General features: G+C 66.9%; 17 protein-coding genes and 1 pseudogene. 7 read left to right on the top strand and 11 right to left on the bottom strand.

All coding sequences use genetic code 11. The annotated features are described in order from the left end of the window. Positions 1-616, bottom strand: a 616-nt coding sequence (locus E5198_RS17380; RefSeq protein WP_256659180.1) for a LysR family transcriptional regulator, incomplete at its 3' end; no start/stop codon positions are given. A gap of 133 nt (positions 617-749) precedes the next feature. Between E5198_RS17380 and trpB the strand changes: the two genes are divergently transcribed. Next, on the top strand, positions 750-1,964 hold the full coding sequence (trpB, locus tag E5198_RS17375; RefSeq protein WP_136491215.1) for a tryptophan synthase subunit beta: 1,215 nt from the start codon (positions 750-752) through the stop codon (positions 1,962-1,964). Further along, positions 1,961-2,770, top strand: coding sequence for a tryptophan synthase subunit alpha (gene trpA, locus E5198_RS17370; protein ID WP_136491214.1), 810 nt, complete (start codon positions 1,961-1,963; stop codon positions 2,768-2,770). Before trpB ends, trpA begins: the two co-directional genes overlap by 4 nt. 126 nt (positions 2,771-2,896) lie before the next feature. Here trpA and E5198_RS17365 read toward each other — a convergent pair whose 3' ends face one another. The 4 genes and pseudogenes from E5198_RS17365 to E5198_RS17350 form a co-directional block, all read right to left on the bottom strand. Next, complete coding sequence (locus E5198_RS17365) at positions 2,897-3,601, bottom strand: hypothetical protein (protein WP_136491213.1); 705 nt, start codon at positions 3,599-3,601, stop codon at positions 2,897-2,899. Positions 3,602-3,932: 331 nt separating this feature from the next. Further along, the gene (locus E5198_RS17360; protein ID WP_136491212.1) at positions 3,933-4,385 is read right to left on the bottom strand and encodes a hypothetical protein; all 453 of its coding nucleotides are present in this window, start codon (positions 4,383-4,385) and stop codon (positions 3,933-3,935) included. 50 nt (positions 4,386-4,435) lie between these two features. Continuing rightward, positions 4,436-4,869: pseudogene (locus tag E5198_RS17355) on the bottom strand (hypothetical protein). Further along, positions 4,859-5,461 (bottom strand): nucleotidyltransferase domain-containing protein, encoded by a 603-nt coding sequence (locus E5198_RS17350; RefSeq protein ID WP_136491211.1) that lies wholly within the window; start codon positions 5,459-5,461, stop codon positions 4,859-4,861. Before E5198_RS17350 ends, E5198_RS17355 begins: the two are co-directional and overlap by 11 nt. A gap of 168 nt (positions 5,462-5,629) precedes the next feature. On the opposite strand from E5198_RS17350, the gene E5198_RS17345 reads away from it, so the two are divergent. From E5198_RS17345 to E5198_RS17335, 3 genes are all read left to right on the top strand, one after another. Next, positions 5,630-5,935 (top strand): type II toxin-antitoxin system RelE/ParE family toxin, encoded by a 306-nt coding sequence (locus E5198_RS17345; RefSeq protein WP_136491210.1) that lies wholly within the window; start codon positions 5,630-5,632, stop codon positions 5,933-5,935. Continuing rightward, on the top strand, positions 5,932-6,228 hold the full coding sequence (locus E5198_RS17340; protein ID WP_136491209.1) for an addiction module antidote protein: 297 nt from the start codon (positions 5,932-5,934) through the stop codon (positions 6,226-6,228). Before E5198_RS17345 ends, E5198_RS17340 begins: the two co-directional genes overlap by 4 nt. Before the next feature lie 79 nt (positions 6,229-6,307). Then, complete coding sequence (locus tag E5198_RS17335) at positions 6,308-6,727, top strand: secondary thiamine-phosphate synthase enzyme YjbQ (protein ID WP_136491208.1); 420 nt, start codon at positions 6,308-6,310, stop codon at positions 6,725-6,727. A gap of 40 nt (positions 6,728-6,767) precedes the next feature. Here E5198_RS17335 and E5198_RS17330 read toward each other — a convergent pair whose 3' ends face one another. Both E5198_RS17330 and E5198_RS17325 read right to left on the bottom strand, forming a co-directional pair. Next, complete coding sequence (locus E5198_RS17330) at positions 6,768-7,475, bottom strand: hypothetical protein (RefSeq protein WP_136491207.1); 708 nt, start codon at positions 7,473-7,475, stop codon at positions 6,768-6,770. Between the two features lie 161 nt (positions 7,476-7,636). Next, the gene (locus tag E5198_RS17325; RefSeq protein ID WP_168772549.1) at positions 7,637-8,152 is read right to left on the bottom strand and encodes a CAP domain-containing protein; all 516 of its coding nucleotides are present in this window, start codon (positions 8,150-8,152) and stop codon (positions 7,637-7,639) included. Positions 8,153-8,439: 287 nt separating this feature from the next. Here E5198_RS17325 and E5198_RS17320 point away from each other — a divergent pair, with 287 nt between their 5' ends. Further along, a complete protein-coding gene (locus E5198_RS17320; RefSeq protein ID WP_136491205.1) occupies positions 8,440-9,534 on the top strand; it encodes an FUSC family protein in 1,095 nt (364 codons plus the stop codon). Here the strand turns inward: E5198_RS17320 and E5198_RS17315 are convergent. Then, a complete protein-coding gene (locus tag E5198_RS17315; protein ID WP_136491204.1) occupies positions 9,531-9,932 on the bottom strand; it encodes a hypothetical protein in 402 nt (133 codons plus the stop codon). The two genes, E5198_RS17320 and E5198_RS17315, sit on opposite strands and share 4 nt — an antisense overlap. Positions 9,933-11,011: 1,079 nt before the next feature. Next, entirely contained in the window at positions 11,012-12,439 is a 1,428-nt protein-coding gene (locus E5198_RS17310) for a glycosyltransferase family 39 protein (protein WP_136491203.1), read from the bottom strand. 492 nt (positions 12,440-12,931) lie between these two features. On the opposite strand from E5198_RS17310, the gene E5198_RS17305 reads away from it, so the two are divergent. Continuing rightward, on the top strand, positions 12,932-13,870 hold the full coding sequence (locus E5198_RS17305; protein WP_136491202.1) for an SdiA-regulated domain-containing protein: 939 nt from the start codon (positions 12,932-12,934) through the stop codon (positions 13,868-13,870). A gap of 5 nt (positions 13,871-13,875) precedes the next feature. On the opposite strand, the gene E5198_RS17300 is transcribed toward E5198_RS17305, so the two are convergent. Both E5198_RS17300 and E5198_RS17295 read right to left on the bottom strand, forming a co-directional pair. Then, entirely contained in the window at positions 13,876-14,280 is a 405-nt protein-coding gene (locus E5198_RS17300; protein WP_136491201.1) for an SMI1/KNR4 family protein, read from the bottom strand. 103 nt (positions 14,281-14,383) lie between these two features. Further along, positions 14,384-15,089, bottom strand: a 706-nt coding sequence (locus E5198_RS17295; RefSeq protein WP_136491200.1) for a Tim44 domain-containing protein, incomplete at its 5' end; no start/stop codon positions are given.

The raw sequence follows: 15,089 nt of genomic DNA, 5'->3' as shown, positions 1-15,089 counted from the left end.
GCCAGGCCTGCGGCCGCGAGGCGGTGTGCAGCAGCGGCTCGCCGAGCAGCGCGCCAGCCGGCGCTGCGCGCAGCGCGCCGTAGCGCGCGTGGCGGGCGGACAGCACCGGGCCGATGCGCTCCTCGGCCAGCTCGAACACCTGCATGTCCGCCGGCCAGGGCGGTGCGGCGAACCACAGGGTGGCGTCCAGCCCCGGCCGGCGCGGGTCCAGCTCGCCCTCGCTGGCCGACAGCTGCAGGCGCAGCTGCGGCAGGTCGCGCTGCAGGCGGTCGAGGCGCGGGATGAACCAGCGCGCCAGCAGGCTGCCCGGACAGCCGAGCACGAACGGCGCCTGCTCGCGGCCCTCGCGCAGTTCCGCGCACACGCTGCGCAGGTCGTCGAAGGCCGCCGCCGCCACCGCGCTCAGGCGCTGGCCGGCATCGGTGAGTTTCACGCCGCGTCCGTCCTTGGCCAGCAGGGCCACGCCGAGGTGTTCCTCCAGCGCGCGCAGCTGGCGGCTGACCGCGCCGTGGGTGACGTGCAGCTCTTCAGCGGCGCGGCTGACGCTGCCCAGCCGGGCGGTGGCCTCGAAGGCACGCAGGGCGTTCAGCGGAGGAAGGTCGCGGAGCTGGCTCATCGGTGAGTTTTCCTGACAGGTCGGGGCGATCTTATCGCTTTTCCCGCCGCCCGCCATTGGCTACCTTGTAGCCACTCGCCACAGGCGCGCGCCCTGCCCGCCCCTGTCGCCCTCTTCGCCACTGGAGCCACACATGACCCAGACCTATTCCCACGGCCCCGACGAGCGCGGCCTGTTCGGCCCGTTCGGCGGCCAGTTCGTCGCCGAAACCCTGATGCCGCTGATCAACGACCTGGCCGCCGAGTACGAGGCCGCCAAGCAGGATCCGGCGTTCCTCGAAGAACTCGCCTACTTCCAGCGCGACTACATCGGCCGCCCCAGCCCGCTGTACTACGCCGAACGCCTCACCGAGCACTGCGGCGGCGCCAAGATCTTCCTCAAGCGCGAGGAGCTGAACCACACCGGCGCGCACAAGATCAACAACTGCATCGGCCAGATCCTGCTGGCCCGGCGCATGGGCAAGAAGCGCATCATCGCCGAGACCGGCGCCGGCATGCACGGCGTGGCCAGCGCCACCGTGGCCGCGCGCTTCGGCCTGGAATGCGTGGTGTACATGGGCACCACCGACATCGACCGCCAGCAGGCCAACGTCTTCCGCATGAAGCTGCTCGGCGCCAAGGTCATCCCGGTCACCGCCGGCACCGGCACCCTCAAGGACGCCATGAACGAGGCGCTGCGCGACTGGGTGACCAACGTCCACGACACCTTCTACCTGATCGGCACCGCCGCCGGCCCGCACCCCTACCCGGCCATGGTCCGCGACTTCCAGTCGGTGATCGGCCGCGAGACCCGCGCGCAGATGCTCGCCCAGGAAGGCCGCCTGCCGGACTCGCTGGTCGCCTGCATCGGCGGCGGCTCCAACGCCATCGGCCTGTTCCACGAATTCCTCGACGAGCCGAGCGTGCAGATCGTCGGCGTCGAGGCGGCCGGCCACGGCATAGATACCGGCAAGCACGCCGCCAGCATGGCCGGCGGCGCGCCGGGCGTACTGCACGGCAACCGCACCTACCTGCTGCAGGACGCCGACGGCCAGATCACCGACGCCCACTCGATCTCCGCCGGCCTCGACTACCCCGGCGTCGGCCCCGAGCACGCCTGGCTGCACAAGGTCGGCCGCGTCGAGTACGTGCCGATCACCGACGACGAAGCCATGCAGGCGTTCCAGCAGTGCTGCCGCCTGGAAGGCATCATCCCGGCGCTGGAGTCGTCCCACGCCCTGGCCGAAGCCTTCAAGCGCGCGCCGAGCCTGCCGAAGGACCACCTGATGGTGGTCAACCTGTCCGGCCGCGGCGACAAGGACATGCAGACCGTGATGCATTATCTGAACCTCGAGGAGCCCCGCGCATGAGCCGCCTGCAGAGCCGCTTCGCCGCCCTGAAGCAAGAGAACCGTGCCGCCCTGGTCACCTTCGTCACCGCTGGCGACCCGGACTACGCCACCTCGCTGGAAATCCTCAAGGGCCTGCCGGAAGCCGGCGCCGACGTGATCGAGCTGGGCATGCCGTTCACCGACCCGATGGCCGACGGCCCGGCGATCCAGCTGGCCAACATCCGCGCCCTCGGCAACGGCCAGAACATGGTCAAAACCCTGCAGATGGTCCGCGAGTTCCGCGCGGGCAACCAGGACACCCCGCTGGTGCTGATGGGCTACTACAACCCGATCTTCTGCTACGGCGTGGAGCGCTTCGTTGCCGACGCCAAGGAAGCCGGCGTCGACGGCCTGATCGTGGTCGACCTGCCGCCGGAGCACAACGACGAACTGTGCGACCCGGCCCAGGCCGCCGGCATCGACTTCATCCGCCTGACCACCCCGACCACCGACGACGCCCGCCTGCCCACCGTGCTCAACGGCAGCTCCGGCTTCGTCTACTACGTCTCGGTGGCCGGCGTCACCGGCGCCGGCGCGGCGACCATGGACCAGGTGGAAGAGGCGGTGGCCCGCCTGCGCCGCCACACCGACCTGCCGCTGTGCATCGGCTTCGGCATCCGCACCCCCGAACACGCCGCCGAAGTGGCCAGACGCGCCGATGGCGCGGTGGTGGGGTCGGCGTTGATCGATCGGATTGCCAAGGCGGCTTCGCCGGCCGAGGCGGTCAGTGGGGTGCTGGGGTTGTGTCGGGAGTTGGCGGAGGGGGTGAGGGGGGCGCGGAAGTAAGCGTCTGCACTACCTGCGATTGTAGTGAAAAAAGCCGCTGCTCCGATTTGGACAGCGGCTTTTGATAATTATGGCCTAACCATATTTCGCACTCCGCATCCCACGCCGCACTCAGAAAATATGCCACTATGCCTTAGTACGCTCTATTATTTCCGCCCCAACGGTAAACATCTGCCCCGTTGCGCCGGAGAGATAAGTGCTAATTGCGCTACGAGCCGAAGACTCAGCCATTTTAACTAGCTGAAATATTGTTTCTTTATCAGCCTGCTTTATTTCTTCCGTTTTTTCTATTACAATATGTGGCTGAAAAGCAGGAATCCCATTCACAAGAAGCTGGTATTGATAGCCTGTATAGCTTTTGTGATCATCAAATATGATCCCTGCATCTTTCTCAATTTTTACATAAGGCCGAATTGACACACTGAATGCTTTCGCCTGAGCCTCAAACTCTAGTTTTGCCAAGGTTCGCGTACGATCCTCTGCTTCTTTGATCTGATTGGTTAATAGCTCACGATACTCTGATCTTAGATTTGACACTTCAACCTGGTGATCCTTCTTGCATGAGGCAACACCAAGTTCGTAAGCTTCTTTGTTGAGCTTCTCCCTTAGAGACTTCTCCTTTTCATGATGATTCATCTCCAGCTCATTTCTAGCTTTAAGATGCTCAGCCTCTACCAAGTGAATTTTCTTCTCTAACTCTCTGACCGCAGACTCTTGCGCGACTACCTGATTGCTTTTTACCTGAAAATTTCTATGAAAAATCAGATATGCAACCAAAAACCCAAGCAGTCCGGATGCGACTGGGTAGATCAAATTGGCGTCCATAGGCATATCAAAGTTCCCAGTACAAATAAGAGATTGATCGGGACAGCTAAGATATCAAAAAATCGGGGATAAGCCACAAGAAACAATCGCAAAAACGGGATACTGGACCGCTACGCGCAGTAGCGCCTGCGCAGCAAGTAGGGATGAAACGGCGCAGCCTTGCCCACCGATCGTCCTCGGCAGAGGCGGACCATAGCTGCGCGAATCTGATCGTGCCCACGCTCCCGCGTGGACACGCACGCCAAGCCGCTCTTGCGGCTGGACGCGGAGCGTCCAAGGTGCAGGCACCCACGCCGGAGCGTGGGTGCCATCGGGAAAGCACTCAAAGGAACCGGATTCAACCTGCAATCCCGAATTTAGCCAAGCTCACCCCAAAGTGTGGTTCGAGAATTTCGCGCTCGAATAGCCTTACATCACCAGAATGTACTCGGGTGAATGTCGAGTTATCCGATGGCGCCCACCACTTGTGCTGCCCTGTGTAGCTTTGTCCGGTTATGGCAGGGAAGACAAACTTGTATGGCCGCTCCAGCCAGCCGTCACCATACTTTGAGAATAGATTGGCCGGCCCGGAGAATTGGCCGATCAAATACATACCCTGGTTTCCATGGGTCAGATAAAAGTAGTCGCCCACCGGCGCACTGATAAAGTCATCTGCCTGCGAGGAAGCCGACGTGCCCTTAGCGCCTGTGTCCTTGTGCACATAGACCAAGCCATGGGCGATTGACTCAATTATTTCCGCATACGAAAAGTGCTGCGTACCCTGGGAGAGCTTCCAGAAATTCGGCTGCATTGATAGTTTTCTCCTTGAAAAATGGTTTGAGACAAAGGGCGATGTTTTATTTATAAAGGCCAAGCACCCGCCATGGCCTTCCGCACCGGCAGCAGCAGGGCATCTGTTGCCGCAATCAGCTCAGCCAGCAACGCCTCATCCACCTCCATATACCCCTCGTACTCCGCCAGATTACGCCGCTCATGGCACAGCGCGAACAGGCGCACTGTACCTTGCCCACCCCGAGGGTATGCGCCAGGCACTGGAACACCAGATAACGACGGTCCGAGCGATAGCCCTGCAGGCGCAGGGCGGTCAGGGCCAGCGCATGGGCGGCGTTGTAGGCGAGGTCGAAGCGACTGGCGAAGGACAGCGCGGGGTTGTGGGCGCCCTGCAGGCGGTCGATGGCCGAGCGTAACAGCCCCTCGCATTCCTTGCGGTCCGGCGGCTCGGCCTTGAGGCCGCCATTGCGGACCAGATTTTCCAGGTTGTCGTTACTGCCCATGTTCGGTTCCCTCCGGATCGTGGCCGATCAGCTCGATCTTGTCCTGCTCCGCCACGCGCAGCACGAAGCTGTTGCCGGCGGCCCTCCTGGCTTGCCATTCGTCCGGAGTGTACAACGTCGGGTTGATGGTGCGCCCCAGTTGCTCCTCGACCGGCAGCAGGCGCTCCATCAGCTCGGCATAGCTCAGGCCGTCGCCGATCAGCATCAGGTCGATATCGCTGCCGGCATGTTCGCTGCCCTTGGCCACCGAGCCGTAGACGAAAGCCCACGCCAGTTGCCCGGCCAGCGGCGCCAGGGCGGCGCGCAGCGGCTCGGCGATGCCGAAGGTCTTGCGCACGATGCCCAGCAGTTCGGCATGGATCGGGCAATCCGGATTGGCCTGGTAGTGGGTCTGGTTGCCATGGCGGGTCATGGTCAGGATGCCCGCCCGCTGCAGCCGCTCCAGCTCGCGCATCAGGCTGCCCTTGCCGACCTGCGCATGGCGGGCGATCTCATTGGCGTAGAAGCTCTGCTGCGGGTTGCCGTACAGCAGCCCCAGCACCTTGCGCTGGGTCGCAGTGAAAAGCGCATCGCTCAGTGGAATATTCGGCATGTCGATCTCGAAGAGTCCCAATTTGGGAACGATAGGTCCTTATCAGGGACTCATCAAGGCGGCGCATCACCTCAGTACGGCGCCTGCCCCAGATAATCCCGCTTCGGCTCGTAGGGGCCGGCGAGTTTTTCCATTGTCGTGACGTAGCCCAAAGGCTACACTCGACGCATGACTGAGATCATCCGTAGTGCGACCTTTTCTGCATGGCTGTCCGCACTGGCGGATGGCCGGGCGAGAGTGCGCATCCAGATACGCATCGACCGGATGGCCGACGGCAATTTCGGCGACGCCAAACCGATTGGCGATGGTCTGAGCGAAGCGCGCATCGACTACGGTCCGGGCTACCGGGTGTACTTCATGCAGCAGGGGCGCCAGTTGGTGATCCTGCTCTGTGGTGGCGACAAAAGCAGCCAGAACTGCGACATCAAGCAGGCCCGACTGATCGCCAGGGCCTGGAAGGAGCAAAACCCATGACCGAGCAATTCTCACGCTGGGACTCCGCCGAGTACCTCAAGACCGAAGAGGACATGGCCAACTATCTGGACGCCTGCATGGAAGAAGCTGGCGACGATCCTGCCTTCATCGCCAAGGCTCTGGGCACCATCGCCCGCGCCCGCGGCATGACCCAGGTGGCGAGGGATGCCGGGGTGTCTCGCGAGAGCCTGTACCGGGCACTGTCCGGCGAGGGCAACCCGGAGTTCGGCACCATCCTCAAGGTGGTCAAGGCGCTGGGGCTCAGGCTGCATGCCGCACCGGCGCATGGCTGAGTGAAACCCGTGATTACCGAGTTCGACCTGGCGGCGCATCCGCTGCGCGCCTGATTTCCAGACTGCAGAACACCGGACCATGTGGCACCAATACCGCTTCCAGCTCAAACCCCGCCGTCGCGGCTTTCATCTGGTGACGGACGAGATCCTCGCCCACTGCCCGGCGATCCGCGAGATGCGCGTCGGCCTGATGCATGTGTTCATCCAGCACACCTCCGCCTCGCTGACCCTCAACGAGAACGCCGACCCCACTGTGCGCAGCGACTTCGCCGCCTGGTTCGACCGCGCGGTGCGCGAGGACGAGCCGTACTACCGGCACACCCTCGAGGGCAGCGACGACCTGCCGGCGCACATCAAGAGCAGCCTGCTGGGCAACAGCCTGAGCCTGCCGATAACCGACGGCCGGCCGGCGCTGGGCACCTGGCAGGGCATCTACCTGGGCGAGCACCGCGAGCACGGCGGGGCGCGGACGCTGGTGGTGACGTTGCACGGGGAGTGAGCCCCCCGTCCGGGGCCTGCCGCCCCGCTCCGGCCCGGGCTCAGTCGCCGACAAGCCACCCGCCGCCTGCCAGGTCGCTTCTGGCGGCTTTCCTGAACTCGCGCGCAGCGGCCGGCTCTGCCCGCCTTTCGAACACGTCACCGCGATAGTGAAAGGTCTGGATACCGACCGGATATGCCGTGCCACCGATGAACAGGTGGTCGTCGGTCGCCAGCTTGTGCAGCAGGGTCTTGAAGAACCCGCACTTCGGGGTGCCCGGCTCGATCATTTCCGCATACTTCAGCTGGGCCGGCTCGGCCTTGCCGGGGCACAGTCCGGGAAAGGCCGACAGCAGAAAGCTTCCGGCATGGACGAACTGTCCGGGCCGAACCTGCACTTTCGAGGCGTCGGCCATGGCACGGGGAAAGTAGACGAAATACAGGCTTCGATCGCCCGGCATGCCCGAGCGAAAGACCGCGGCAACCGCCCGGTATTCGCCGGGCTCGGCGTTCAGCAGGTAGAGGCGGCCATCCTTGCCGTAGTTCGAACCGGTCAGCCGCTCCTCGCATGCCTCGCCGGCGCCCGTCGCGCAGCTCCTGACGAAATACGCGCCGTCTGCCCTGTAGGTGGCCAGAGCGGAGATGCGAACCTTCAGCGCCATGCCCACCGTGGCGCTTTGCGTGCTCTGCGGCCGCGGCACGGGCACGGATTGAGCGGCGCAGCCGGCGAGCAGCATGAGCACAACGGCAATCGGAGCAGCACCGGACATTCCCGCCTCTGGACGAAGTGGCCATTCGATGCGCTCAGTCTAGTACTCCGGCCTGGCCCAGCCGCGGAGCGTGCCCGCGCTCCCGCGGCCGGACGCGGGGCGTGCACAGGGCAGGCAGCCACGCCGCAGCCTGGCAGCCACCGGTCGCACCGGTGATCGCCTCAGTACGGCGCCTGCCCCAGGTAGTTGCCCTTCGGGTCGTAGTGGCAGACCACGATCATCTTGTCGTCGCACTCGCTGACGCCGCAGCCGAGCTGGCGGCTGTCGCTCCAGACCATCTGCGTGTAGTGGCCGCTGGGCGCCCAGTTGTGCCGGCGCAGCGGGCCGCCGCGGTACAGGCGGCGCTCCCTTGCCCAGGCCAGGGCAGCGTCCTTGACCTCGTAGTAGCCGGCGGTGGCGCGGTAGAGGTTCTCGCCGTAGCCGGAGCCGCGGCTGTGCTGCATGCGGCAGCTGGTGTCGGCGAGGCGGTCGGCCCAGCGCTGGGCGCTGGCGGCGATCCGTGGCGACCATTGCAGCGGCGGCACGCCGACCTCGGCGCGGGCGCGGTTGTGCACGCGCAGCAGGTCGCGCACCTCGCCGCGGTCGAGGTGCGAACCGGTGGCGGCGGAGGCGTCGGTAGAGGCGAGCAGCAGCAGGGCGGCGAGGCAGGAGGACAGCAGACGGGCAGGGCGGAGCATGGGGAGTTTTCCCAGGACAGGGTGGACGGACCGAGCGCAGACCATCCGCCACCGGCCGCGTTCCCCAGCCACGCCGCGAGCCGACGAGCGCCTGCCGGAAGGCGGCCACGGTCGAGCCTTCGGCTTCCATCCCGGCGCCATGCGCCCTGGGTGACGCCCCGCGGGCATGCCGCAGCAAATAGCACTTGCACCGCCACCGCGATTGCCGCGATAAGCAGGAAAAAACCGGATGCGGGCGCCGGCCGGAGCGAGGCCGGCCGCACTGCCCATGAGGAAAGGAGCGGGCGATGCAGGGCAAGCGGGCGCAGCTGAAACGACTGTTGCTGGCGCAGTGGCGCCAGCTGGTGACCATCAACCCCAGCGACCGGCCCTGGCAGAAGCCTTTCGCCGCGGCGCTGGCCAGCGGCCTGCCGCTGCTGATCGGCACGCTGCTCGGGCGCATGGACTACGGCCTGGTGGCCGCGCTGGGCGGCATGGTGTTCCTCTACACGCCGCGCACGCCGCTGTACCACCGCATGCTGACGGTGATGGCCGCGGCCTTCGCACTGATCGCCTGCTATGCGCTGGGGCTGCTGAGCCACTTCGTGCCGCTGCTGAAGATGCCGGCGCTGGTGTTCGTCACCATCCTGGTGAGCATGGCCTGCCGCTTCTACGGTCTGGGCGTGCCCGGCAGCCTGTTCTTCGTGATGGCCGCGTCGCTCGGCGCCTACACTCCGCTGGAATGGCAGCAGGTGCCGCTGATGGTCGGCCTGGTGGCCCTGGGGGCGCTGCTGGCCTGCCTGATCGCCTTCTTCTACAGCGCCTACATCCTGCGCTCGCGCGAGCCCGATCCGGCACCGCCGCTGCCGGTGCCGACCTTCGACTTCGTGGTGTTCGACTCGGTGGTGATCGGCCTGTTCGTCGGCCTGTCGCTGGCCATCGCCCAGCTCCTGCAGCTGGAGAAGGCCTACTGGGTGCCGGTCAGCTGCCTGGCGGTGATCCAGGGCGCCTCGCTGCAGGCGGTCTGGAACAAGCAGCTGCACCGCCTGCTCGGCACCGCCATCGGCCTGCTGGTCGCCTGGGGGCTGCTCCTGCTGCCGCTCGAGCCCTGGAGCATCACCCTGACGATGATGCTGCTGGCCTTCGTGGTGGAGACGGCGGTGGTGCGCCACTACGGCTTCGCGGTGATCTTCATCACGCCGATGACCATCCTGCTCGCCGAGGCCGCCACCCTCGGCCAGGGGCCGGTCGCCGCGCTGATCGAGGCGCGCTTCTACGACACCCTGCTCGGCTGCCTGGTCGGCCTGGCCGGCGGCGCCTGCATCCACAGCGCGCGCTTCCGTGCGGTGCTCGGCCGGCAGCTGCGCCGCCTGGTGCCGGCGCGTTTCGGGCGCGACGTCTAGAAGAAGATGGCCAGCAGCTGGCCCAGCGACCACAGCACGTGCAGGCCGACGAGGATGCGGGTCAGCAGGGTCCAGGCCGGCCAGCCGGTGTTCTCCGCGCAGCGCCACAGCGCCAGCAGGGAGAACAACAGGAAGCCGGCGATGGGCGGCACGCCCAGCAGCAGGATGGTCGTCGCCGGACGCACGCCGAAGACGCGCTCGAGAAACAGGATGAGTTCGGCCAGCACGGACTGCAGGCCGAGCAGCAGCAGGCCGAGCAGCAGCGCCGAACCGAGCCAGTAGAGCAGCCAGGCCTTCCACAGCGGCTGGCTGCCGTCCAGGTAGCCGGCCAGGCCGGCGGACGGCGGCTTCGCCACGCAGGCGGCGGTGGGCGGACGATCGGGGGCTCGCGTGCTCATGGCGCATCCTTGCAGGCTGGTGGAGGGAGGCGGCCGGACTGTCCCGCATCCGCCGGGGCTGCCGGCAGCGGCGCTACCGCTGGTCGGCTTTCCCCGAAGCTACCCGATCCGCCCGGGGACCGCCAGAGGCGCGTCGCCCCGGCGGCAGGGCGCCGGGGTGCCGAGGGTCGCCGCCGGGATGCCGGCGCCGCGAACCTCAGTGGGCGGCATGGCCTCCGCCGACGGGCGGCGCGAACCTGCCAGCAGGTAGCCGACCACGGCCGGCCGCCTCAGCTGCTCGGCGGGAAGCCGAAGATCAGCGCCCGGTCGAAGCCTCCGGCCAGGGTGGTGATCAGTGTGCTCCAACCGCGCGCCGGCGCGCCTTCGCCCGCGCGGGATGCCCCGGCGGCCGGCCGCGGCGGTGTTACCTCGCCATCACGGCGTAACGTCCCGCTGGGGAGCACGGTAACGGTAGCCCGCTTCTTTGCGGGCTACAGGCGTCCTCTTTAAATCACAAGTCTTTGATTTTAAAGGATTTTCAAAAACTGGCACGCCACCTGCATTGTTATTGGCACAACAAAAACAAGAACGCGGAACCAACAGAATAAAAACAAGACGTAACGGCTCCAACACAACAAGAACAACAGGGTGGAGGCGCAACAAACTGATTCTTTTGGAGAGGAGTTGCCCGACAGGGTTCTCCCCCGACCGGCCCGAGAACGATAAAACTGCCCCGAGGCAGCGGCCAGCACCGGTCAGACCCGCAAGGGTGGCGGCAACATCAGCGTCCAAAGGAATCCGCTTGTTCTTGAGTCCCGTCTTGGGACTCCAGCCGGACCATGACGTCCGGACGGGTGACCGACAAGAACAACAAGCCCGCAAGCACAAGAAGAACAAAGCACGACCGACTTGAAGGGGGAGCCTATGGCTCCCCCTTGTGCTTTGTGGCGCCCACGCTGTGGCGCCCGCCGATCCGCTGCGACCACTCGCGTCGTCAGCTTCCCCCGCAGACGGCGCCCGCCGTCGCCGCCCACCCCGCCTCGGCACGACGCCGGAGTCCACCCCGGCTCCCCGTCAGCCTGTTCCGGCCGGGAAGCGGCCTACGGCGCGGCCCGGCAGGTCGGCCCGAGGCGAATCAGCAGCGCGGACTTCTTGCGCTTGAGGTAGGGCGCGAAGCGCGCCTGGGTGCAGTTGGCCAGCCCGGCCAGCGGCTCCGGCAGCGGCTCGCGGGCGAACAGCAGCCCCTCCTCGCCGACCCGGGCCTCAACCTCGTCCACCGTCAGCGCCGCGACCGGCCGGCCGGCGTAGTACACCAGGCGCATGTCCGGGATGCCGAGGCTGTAGAGCGGCTGGTCGGGATAGTCGGCCAGCGCCCTGTCGATCTCCGGCAGCGCCTGCAGGCGGTGGGCGAACACCCGCGCCTCGAACAGGCCGAAGAAGACGACGAAGGCCAGCAGCAGCGCCGGCGGCAGCCAGCTCATCAGCTTGCGCCGCCAGCCCTGCAGGGTGTCGAGCACGCGGGTCCAGTGCCAGGCCAGCAGCAGCGCCACGGCCGGATAGGCCGGCAGCAGGTATTTGGCGTGCTTGTCGGTGAACAGCGAGAACACCAGCAGCGGCAGCAGCACGCAGCAGGCCAGCAGCTGCAGCTCGGCGCGCGCGCGGATCTGCTGCCACAGCTGGCGCGGGCGCACCAGCAGCACCAGCCAGAACGGGGCGAAATCGCCGGCCAGGTAGAGCAGGTAGGCATACCAGGCCTCGCCGCCCTGCGAGCCGCCGACCTTGTTGACGATGTCCCGCTGGAGGACCGTGGACCAGATGTCCCAGCCCAGCTGCAGGCTGACGGCCAGATACCAGGAGCCGCCGATCAGCAGGGCGGTCAGCCAGCCGGGGACACTGCACAGATAGGCCCGCGCCCGCGGCTGGCGGAGGAAGGCGAACGCCAGCAGCGGCGCGGCGACGAACAGCAGGCAGACCGGCCCCTTGGTCAGCAGGCACAGCCCGGTCAGGGCGAAGCTGAGCAGCACCCAGCGCCGACCGCCCTGGCCGAACAGGTAGGGCCAGGCTGCCAGCAACGACAGCAGGCTCAGCCCGGTCAGGGTCATCTCGATCTCGGCACGGCGGGCGAACAGGCTGAAGCCGGTATTGGCCGCGAGGATCATCGCCGCGTACAGGCCGACCTGCCGCCCCCCCAGGTGCCGGCCCAGCCCGTAGACCACCGCACAGGAAGCCAGCGCGAACAGCGCCGAGGGCAGGCGCAGCGTCCACTCCGTCGCCGCGCCGAGCAGCTGTGTCGGCAGCAGGGTGAGCCAGTTGAACAGCGGCGGCTTGGTCAGATACAGCTCGCCGTTCATGTATGGCAGCAGCCACTGGCCGCTCTCGAACATTTCGCGGGCGGATACCGCGCGGCGCGCCTCGTTGACGCTGAGGAAGGGGATGTCGCCGATCCCCCAGAAACACAGCAGCACTACCAGCCCCAGGACAGCGATGGCAAACGGCGTCCCGGCGGACGTGTCGGTTCTGGCGTTCATCGGTTCATGCTCTCGGACAGGGGCGCGGCGGTCGTCGGCGCCCGGCGGAAACAGGGCCATCGTGGAAGCCGGAGGGCCAGGCAGAGGGGGCCCGGTCTGGCGCGGCGATCGAAGACTACACGAACAGCAGGGCCGCAAACAAAAGGGAAACCACGCTCACGCCACTGCCAGCTGCCCGCCGCAATGGGCGCGGCGCATGCCGGTGGCGCCGCCACGGGCAAGCACCTGACGCTCCCCGGCGGCCGCCAGGGTGGCGACACCTCCGGACGCGTCCGGGCCAGCACCGGCCCCGAAATCAACGACGCCTAATGCTGGCTTAATACTCCGGAAACTAACATTCGCGACGCTCCCGCCAGCCGCTGCTGAGCGGAAGATGACCGCTCGTACTCACCGTCGCCCGGCATGTCCGGCGCCGCCGACCCGGGGCGCACGCACGGCCGCAACATATCCCGGGCAGGCTCCATGGCCGGCCCTACAACAAGAGAGTTCGCGATGATCACCATTGGCAACCGCCTGCTCGGGCAGCTGTCCGGCCGGCGCCGCAGGGCCTGGCTGCCGCTGTTGCTGGCCGTGCTGCTGGCATACCCCGTCCTGGGGCTGCACCTGCACGAGCACCTGTACTTCTGGCTGAAATTCGCCGGCTCGCCAGCGCCGGTGGCGGAGGCCGGCCTGCCGCAATACCGGGTACGGGTCGAGGCGCAGCCGGTGGCCGGGGTCGACGGCAATCTTTCCGGGCTGAGCTACGACGACGACCGTCAGCAGCTGTGGGCGGTGATCAACAACCCGCCGGAGCTGCTCGCCATGAGCACCGCCGGCGAGGTGCTGGAGCGCTATCCGCTGCACGGCTTCCAGGACGTCGAGGCCGTGGCCTACCTCGGCGACGACCAGTTGCTGCTGGCCGACGAACGCCGCCAGGAGCTCGTCATCGTGCCGCGGCCCAGCGGGTCCGCTCCGCTGCAGCGCACCGACTACCGGGCGCTGACCCTCGACCTCGGCAACCCGGAGCGGCACAACAGCGGCCTCGAGGGGCTGGGCTACGATCGCACCGGCGATCGCCTGTTCGTGGTCAAGGAGCATTCGCCACGCAAGCTGTACGAGATCCGCGGCCTCAAGGCCAGCCTGCGCGGCGACTTCAGCCTGGCGGTGATCGACCACGATGCCTGGATCCGCCACAAGAACTTCGTCAGCGACCTGTCCTCGGTGGAGTTCGACGCGCGCAGCGGCCATCTGCTGCTGCTCAGCGACGCCAGCCAGCTGATGATGGAGCTGGGCATGGACGGCCAGCTGTTCGGCTACCGCTCGCTGTGGCGCGCCTCCGCCGGCCTGGAGCAGAGCGTGCCGCAGGCCGAGGGGGTCGCCCTCGACGGACGCGGCAATCTCTATCTGGTCAGCGAGCCCAACCTGTTCTACGTGTTCAGCCGCGAGGGCTGAAGGGCTCAGGCGCCTTCCAGCCAGACCTGCTCGACCCACTCCCACACCGAGTCCCAGGTGTTCTCCTCGTCGAGCTCGCCGTCCCACAGCAGCACCTGGCCCTCGGGATCGACCGCGTAGTAGCGCCCGCGGTCCTCGCACAGCGGCACCAGGTAGCGCGGCAGGCCCTCGTCCCAGGCGCGCGCGGCGACCTCGGGCAGGTAGGTGTGCGACTGCGGATCGCAGACGGTCACCGGCTCCAGCTGGCCGTAGACCACGTCGCTGGCCTTGAGCAGGTACTCGCGCAGCTCGAAGGGCAGGTGGATGAGGATCTGCTCCTGGATCTCCACCAGCAGGTCCTCGTCCGGCAGCTCCAGGGGCACCGGTACCGGCTCGTTCAGTTCGCGCAGACGGTCGATGGTTTCTTCCACGGTGGCGGTTCTCTCGATGGGGGAATGGGGGAGCTTTATAGCGCACCCCCCGAAAACGACAAGACCCGGGCAAGCCCGGGTCCTGTGGTCACTGCGCTGCGGATCAGCCGTTCTGGCGGATGCCGGCGATCAGCCACGGCTGGTTGTCGCCGTCGGCGCGCTCCATGCGCCAGCTTTCGCTGAACGCCTCGCCCTGGTCGAAGCGCGAGTTCTTCGACACGCCGGCGAAGGTCAGGGTGGCGATGGTCTTGCCGCCCTGCTGCTCGACGCCGTCCAGCTGCACCTGCAGGTTGTCGACGTAGGTGGACTGGAAGCCGTCGCCCAGGCTGGCGCGCTCCTGCTTGAGGAACTCGAGCATCTGCGGGGTGACGAACTCGGCGATCTTGTCCATCTCCGCGGCGTCCCAGTGCTGCTGCAGGCTCATGAAGTGCTCGCGGGCGATGCCGACGAAGCGCTGCTCGTCGAACCAGGCCGGGGCGTTGAAGGTGCGCGCCGGCTGGGCCACGCCGCCGAACACCGGGTTGGCCGCCGGGCTGTAGGCCGGCTGCTGCGGGGCCTGGTAGGCCTGGGCGTGGCCCATGCCGGCGTAGGCCGGGGTGGCCTGCTGGGCCTTGCGGCGGGCGAACAGGCGGAACAGCACGAAGGCGAGCAGCGCCAGGATGATGAAGTCGAGGAACTGGAAGCCCTCGAAGCCGTCGCCCATGAACATCGAGGCGAGCAGGCCGCCGGCGGCGATGCCGGCCAGCGGGCCGAGCCAGCGCGAGGCGCCGCTGGGCTTGGCGGCGGCACCGGCCATGGCGCCGGCTGCC

Origin of the sequence: Pseudomonas sp. A-1, from assembly GCF_004801855.1 — a bacterium.
In the GTDB taxonomy this organism is placed as follows: Bacteria; Pseudomonadota; Gammaproteobacteria; order Pseudomonadales; family Pseudomonadaceae; genus Geopseudomonas.
This window is presented reverse-complemented; position numbering and strand designations above follow the sequence as displayed.

Excerpts from the sequence above, each read along its gene's own strand:
- E5198_RS17335 (WP_136491208.1), top strand. The coding sequence starts at position 6,308 with ATGTGGCACCAATACCGCTTCCAGCTCAAACCCCGCCGTCGCGGCTTT.
- E5198_RS17360 (WP_136491212.1), bottom strand. The coding sequence starts at position 4,385 with ATGCAGCCGAATTTCTGGAAGCTCTCCCAGGGTACGCAGCACTTTTCG.
- E5198_RS17315 (WP_136491204.1), bottom strand. The coding sequence starts at position 9,932 with ATGAGCACGCGAGCCCCCGATCGTCCGCCCACCGCCGCCTGCGTGGCG.
- E5198_RS17365 (WP_136491213.1), bottom strand. The coding sequence starts at position 3,601 with ATGCCTATGGACGCCAATTTGATCTACCCAGTCGCATCCGGACTGCTT.
- E5198_RS17340 (WP_136491209.1), top strand. The coding sequence starts at position 5,932 with ATGACCGAGCAATTCTCACGCTGGGACTCCGCCGAGTACCTCAAGACC.
- E5198_RS17350 (WP_136491211.1), bottom strand. The coding sequence starts at position 5,461 with ATGCCGAATATTCCACTGAGCGATGCGCTTTTCACTGCGACCCAGCGC.
- trpB (WP_136491215.1), top strand. The coding sequence starts at position 750 with ATGACCCAGACCTATTCCCACGGCCCCGACGAGCGCGGCCTGTTCGGC.
- E5198_RS17325 (WP_168772549.1), bottom strand. The coding sequence starts at position 8,152 with ATGCTCCGCCCTGCCCGTCTGCTGTCCTCCTGCCTCGCCGCCCTGCTG.
- E5198_RS17330 (WP_136491207.1), bottom strand. The coding sequence starts at position 7,475 with ATGTCCGGTGCTGCTCCGATTGCCGTTGTGCTCATGCTGCTCGCCGGC.
- E5198_RS17345 (WP_136491210.1), top strand. The coding sequence starts at position 5,630 with ATGACTGAGATCATCCGTAGTGCGACCTTTTCTGCATGGCTGTCCGCA.
- E5198_RS17310 (WP_136491203.1), bottom strand. The coding sequence starts at position 12,439 with ATGAACGCCAGAACCGACACGTCCGCCGGGACGCCGTTTGCCATCGCT.
- E5198_RS17320 (WP_136491205.1), top strand. The coding sequence starts at position 8,440 with ATGCAGGGCAAGCGGGCGCAGCTGAAACGACTGTTGCTGGCGCAGTGG.
- trpA (WP_136491214.1), top strand. The coding sequence starts at position 1,961 with ATGAGCCGCCTGCAGAGCCGCTTCGCCGCCCTGAAGCAAGAGAACCGT.
- E5198_RS17305 (WP_136491202.1), top strand. The coding sequence starts at position 12,932 with ATGATCACCATTGGCAACCGCCTGCTCGGGCAGCTGTCCGGCCGGCGC.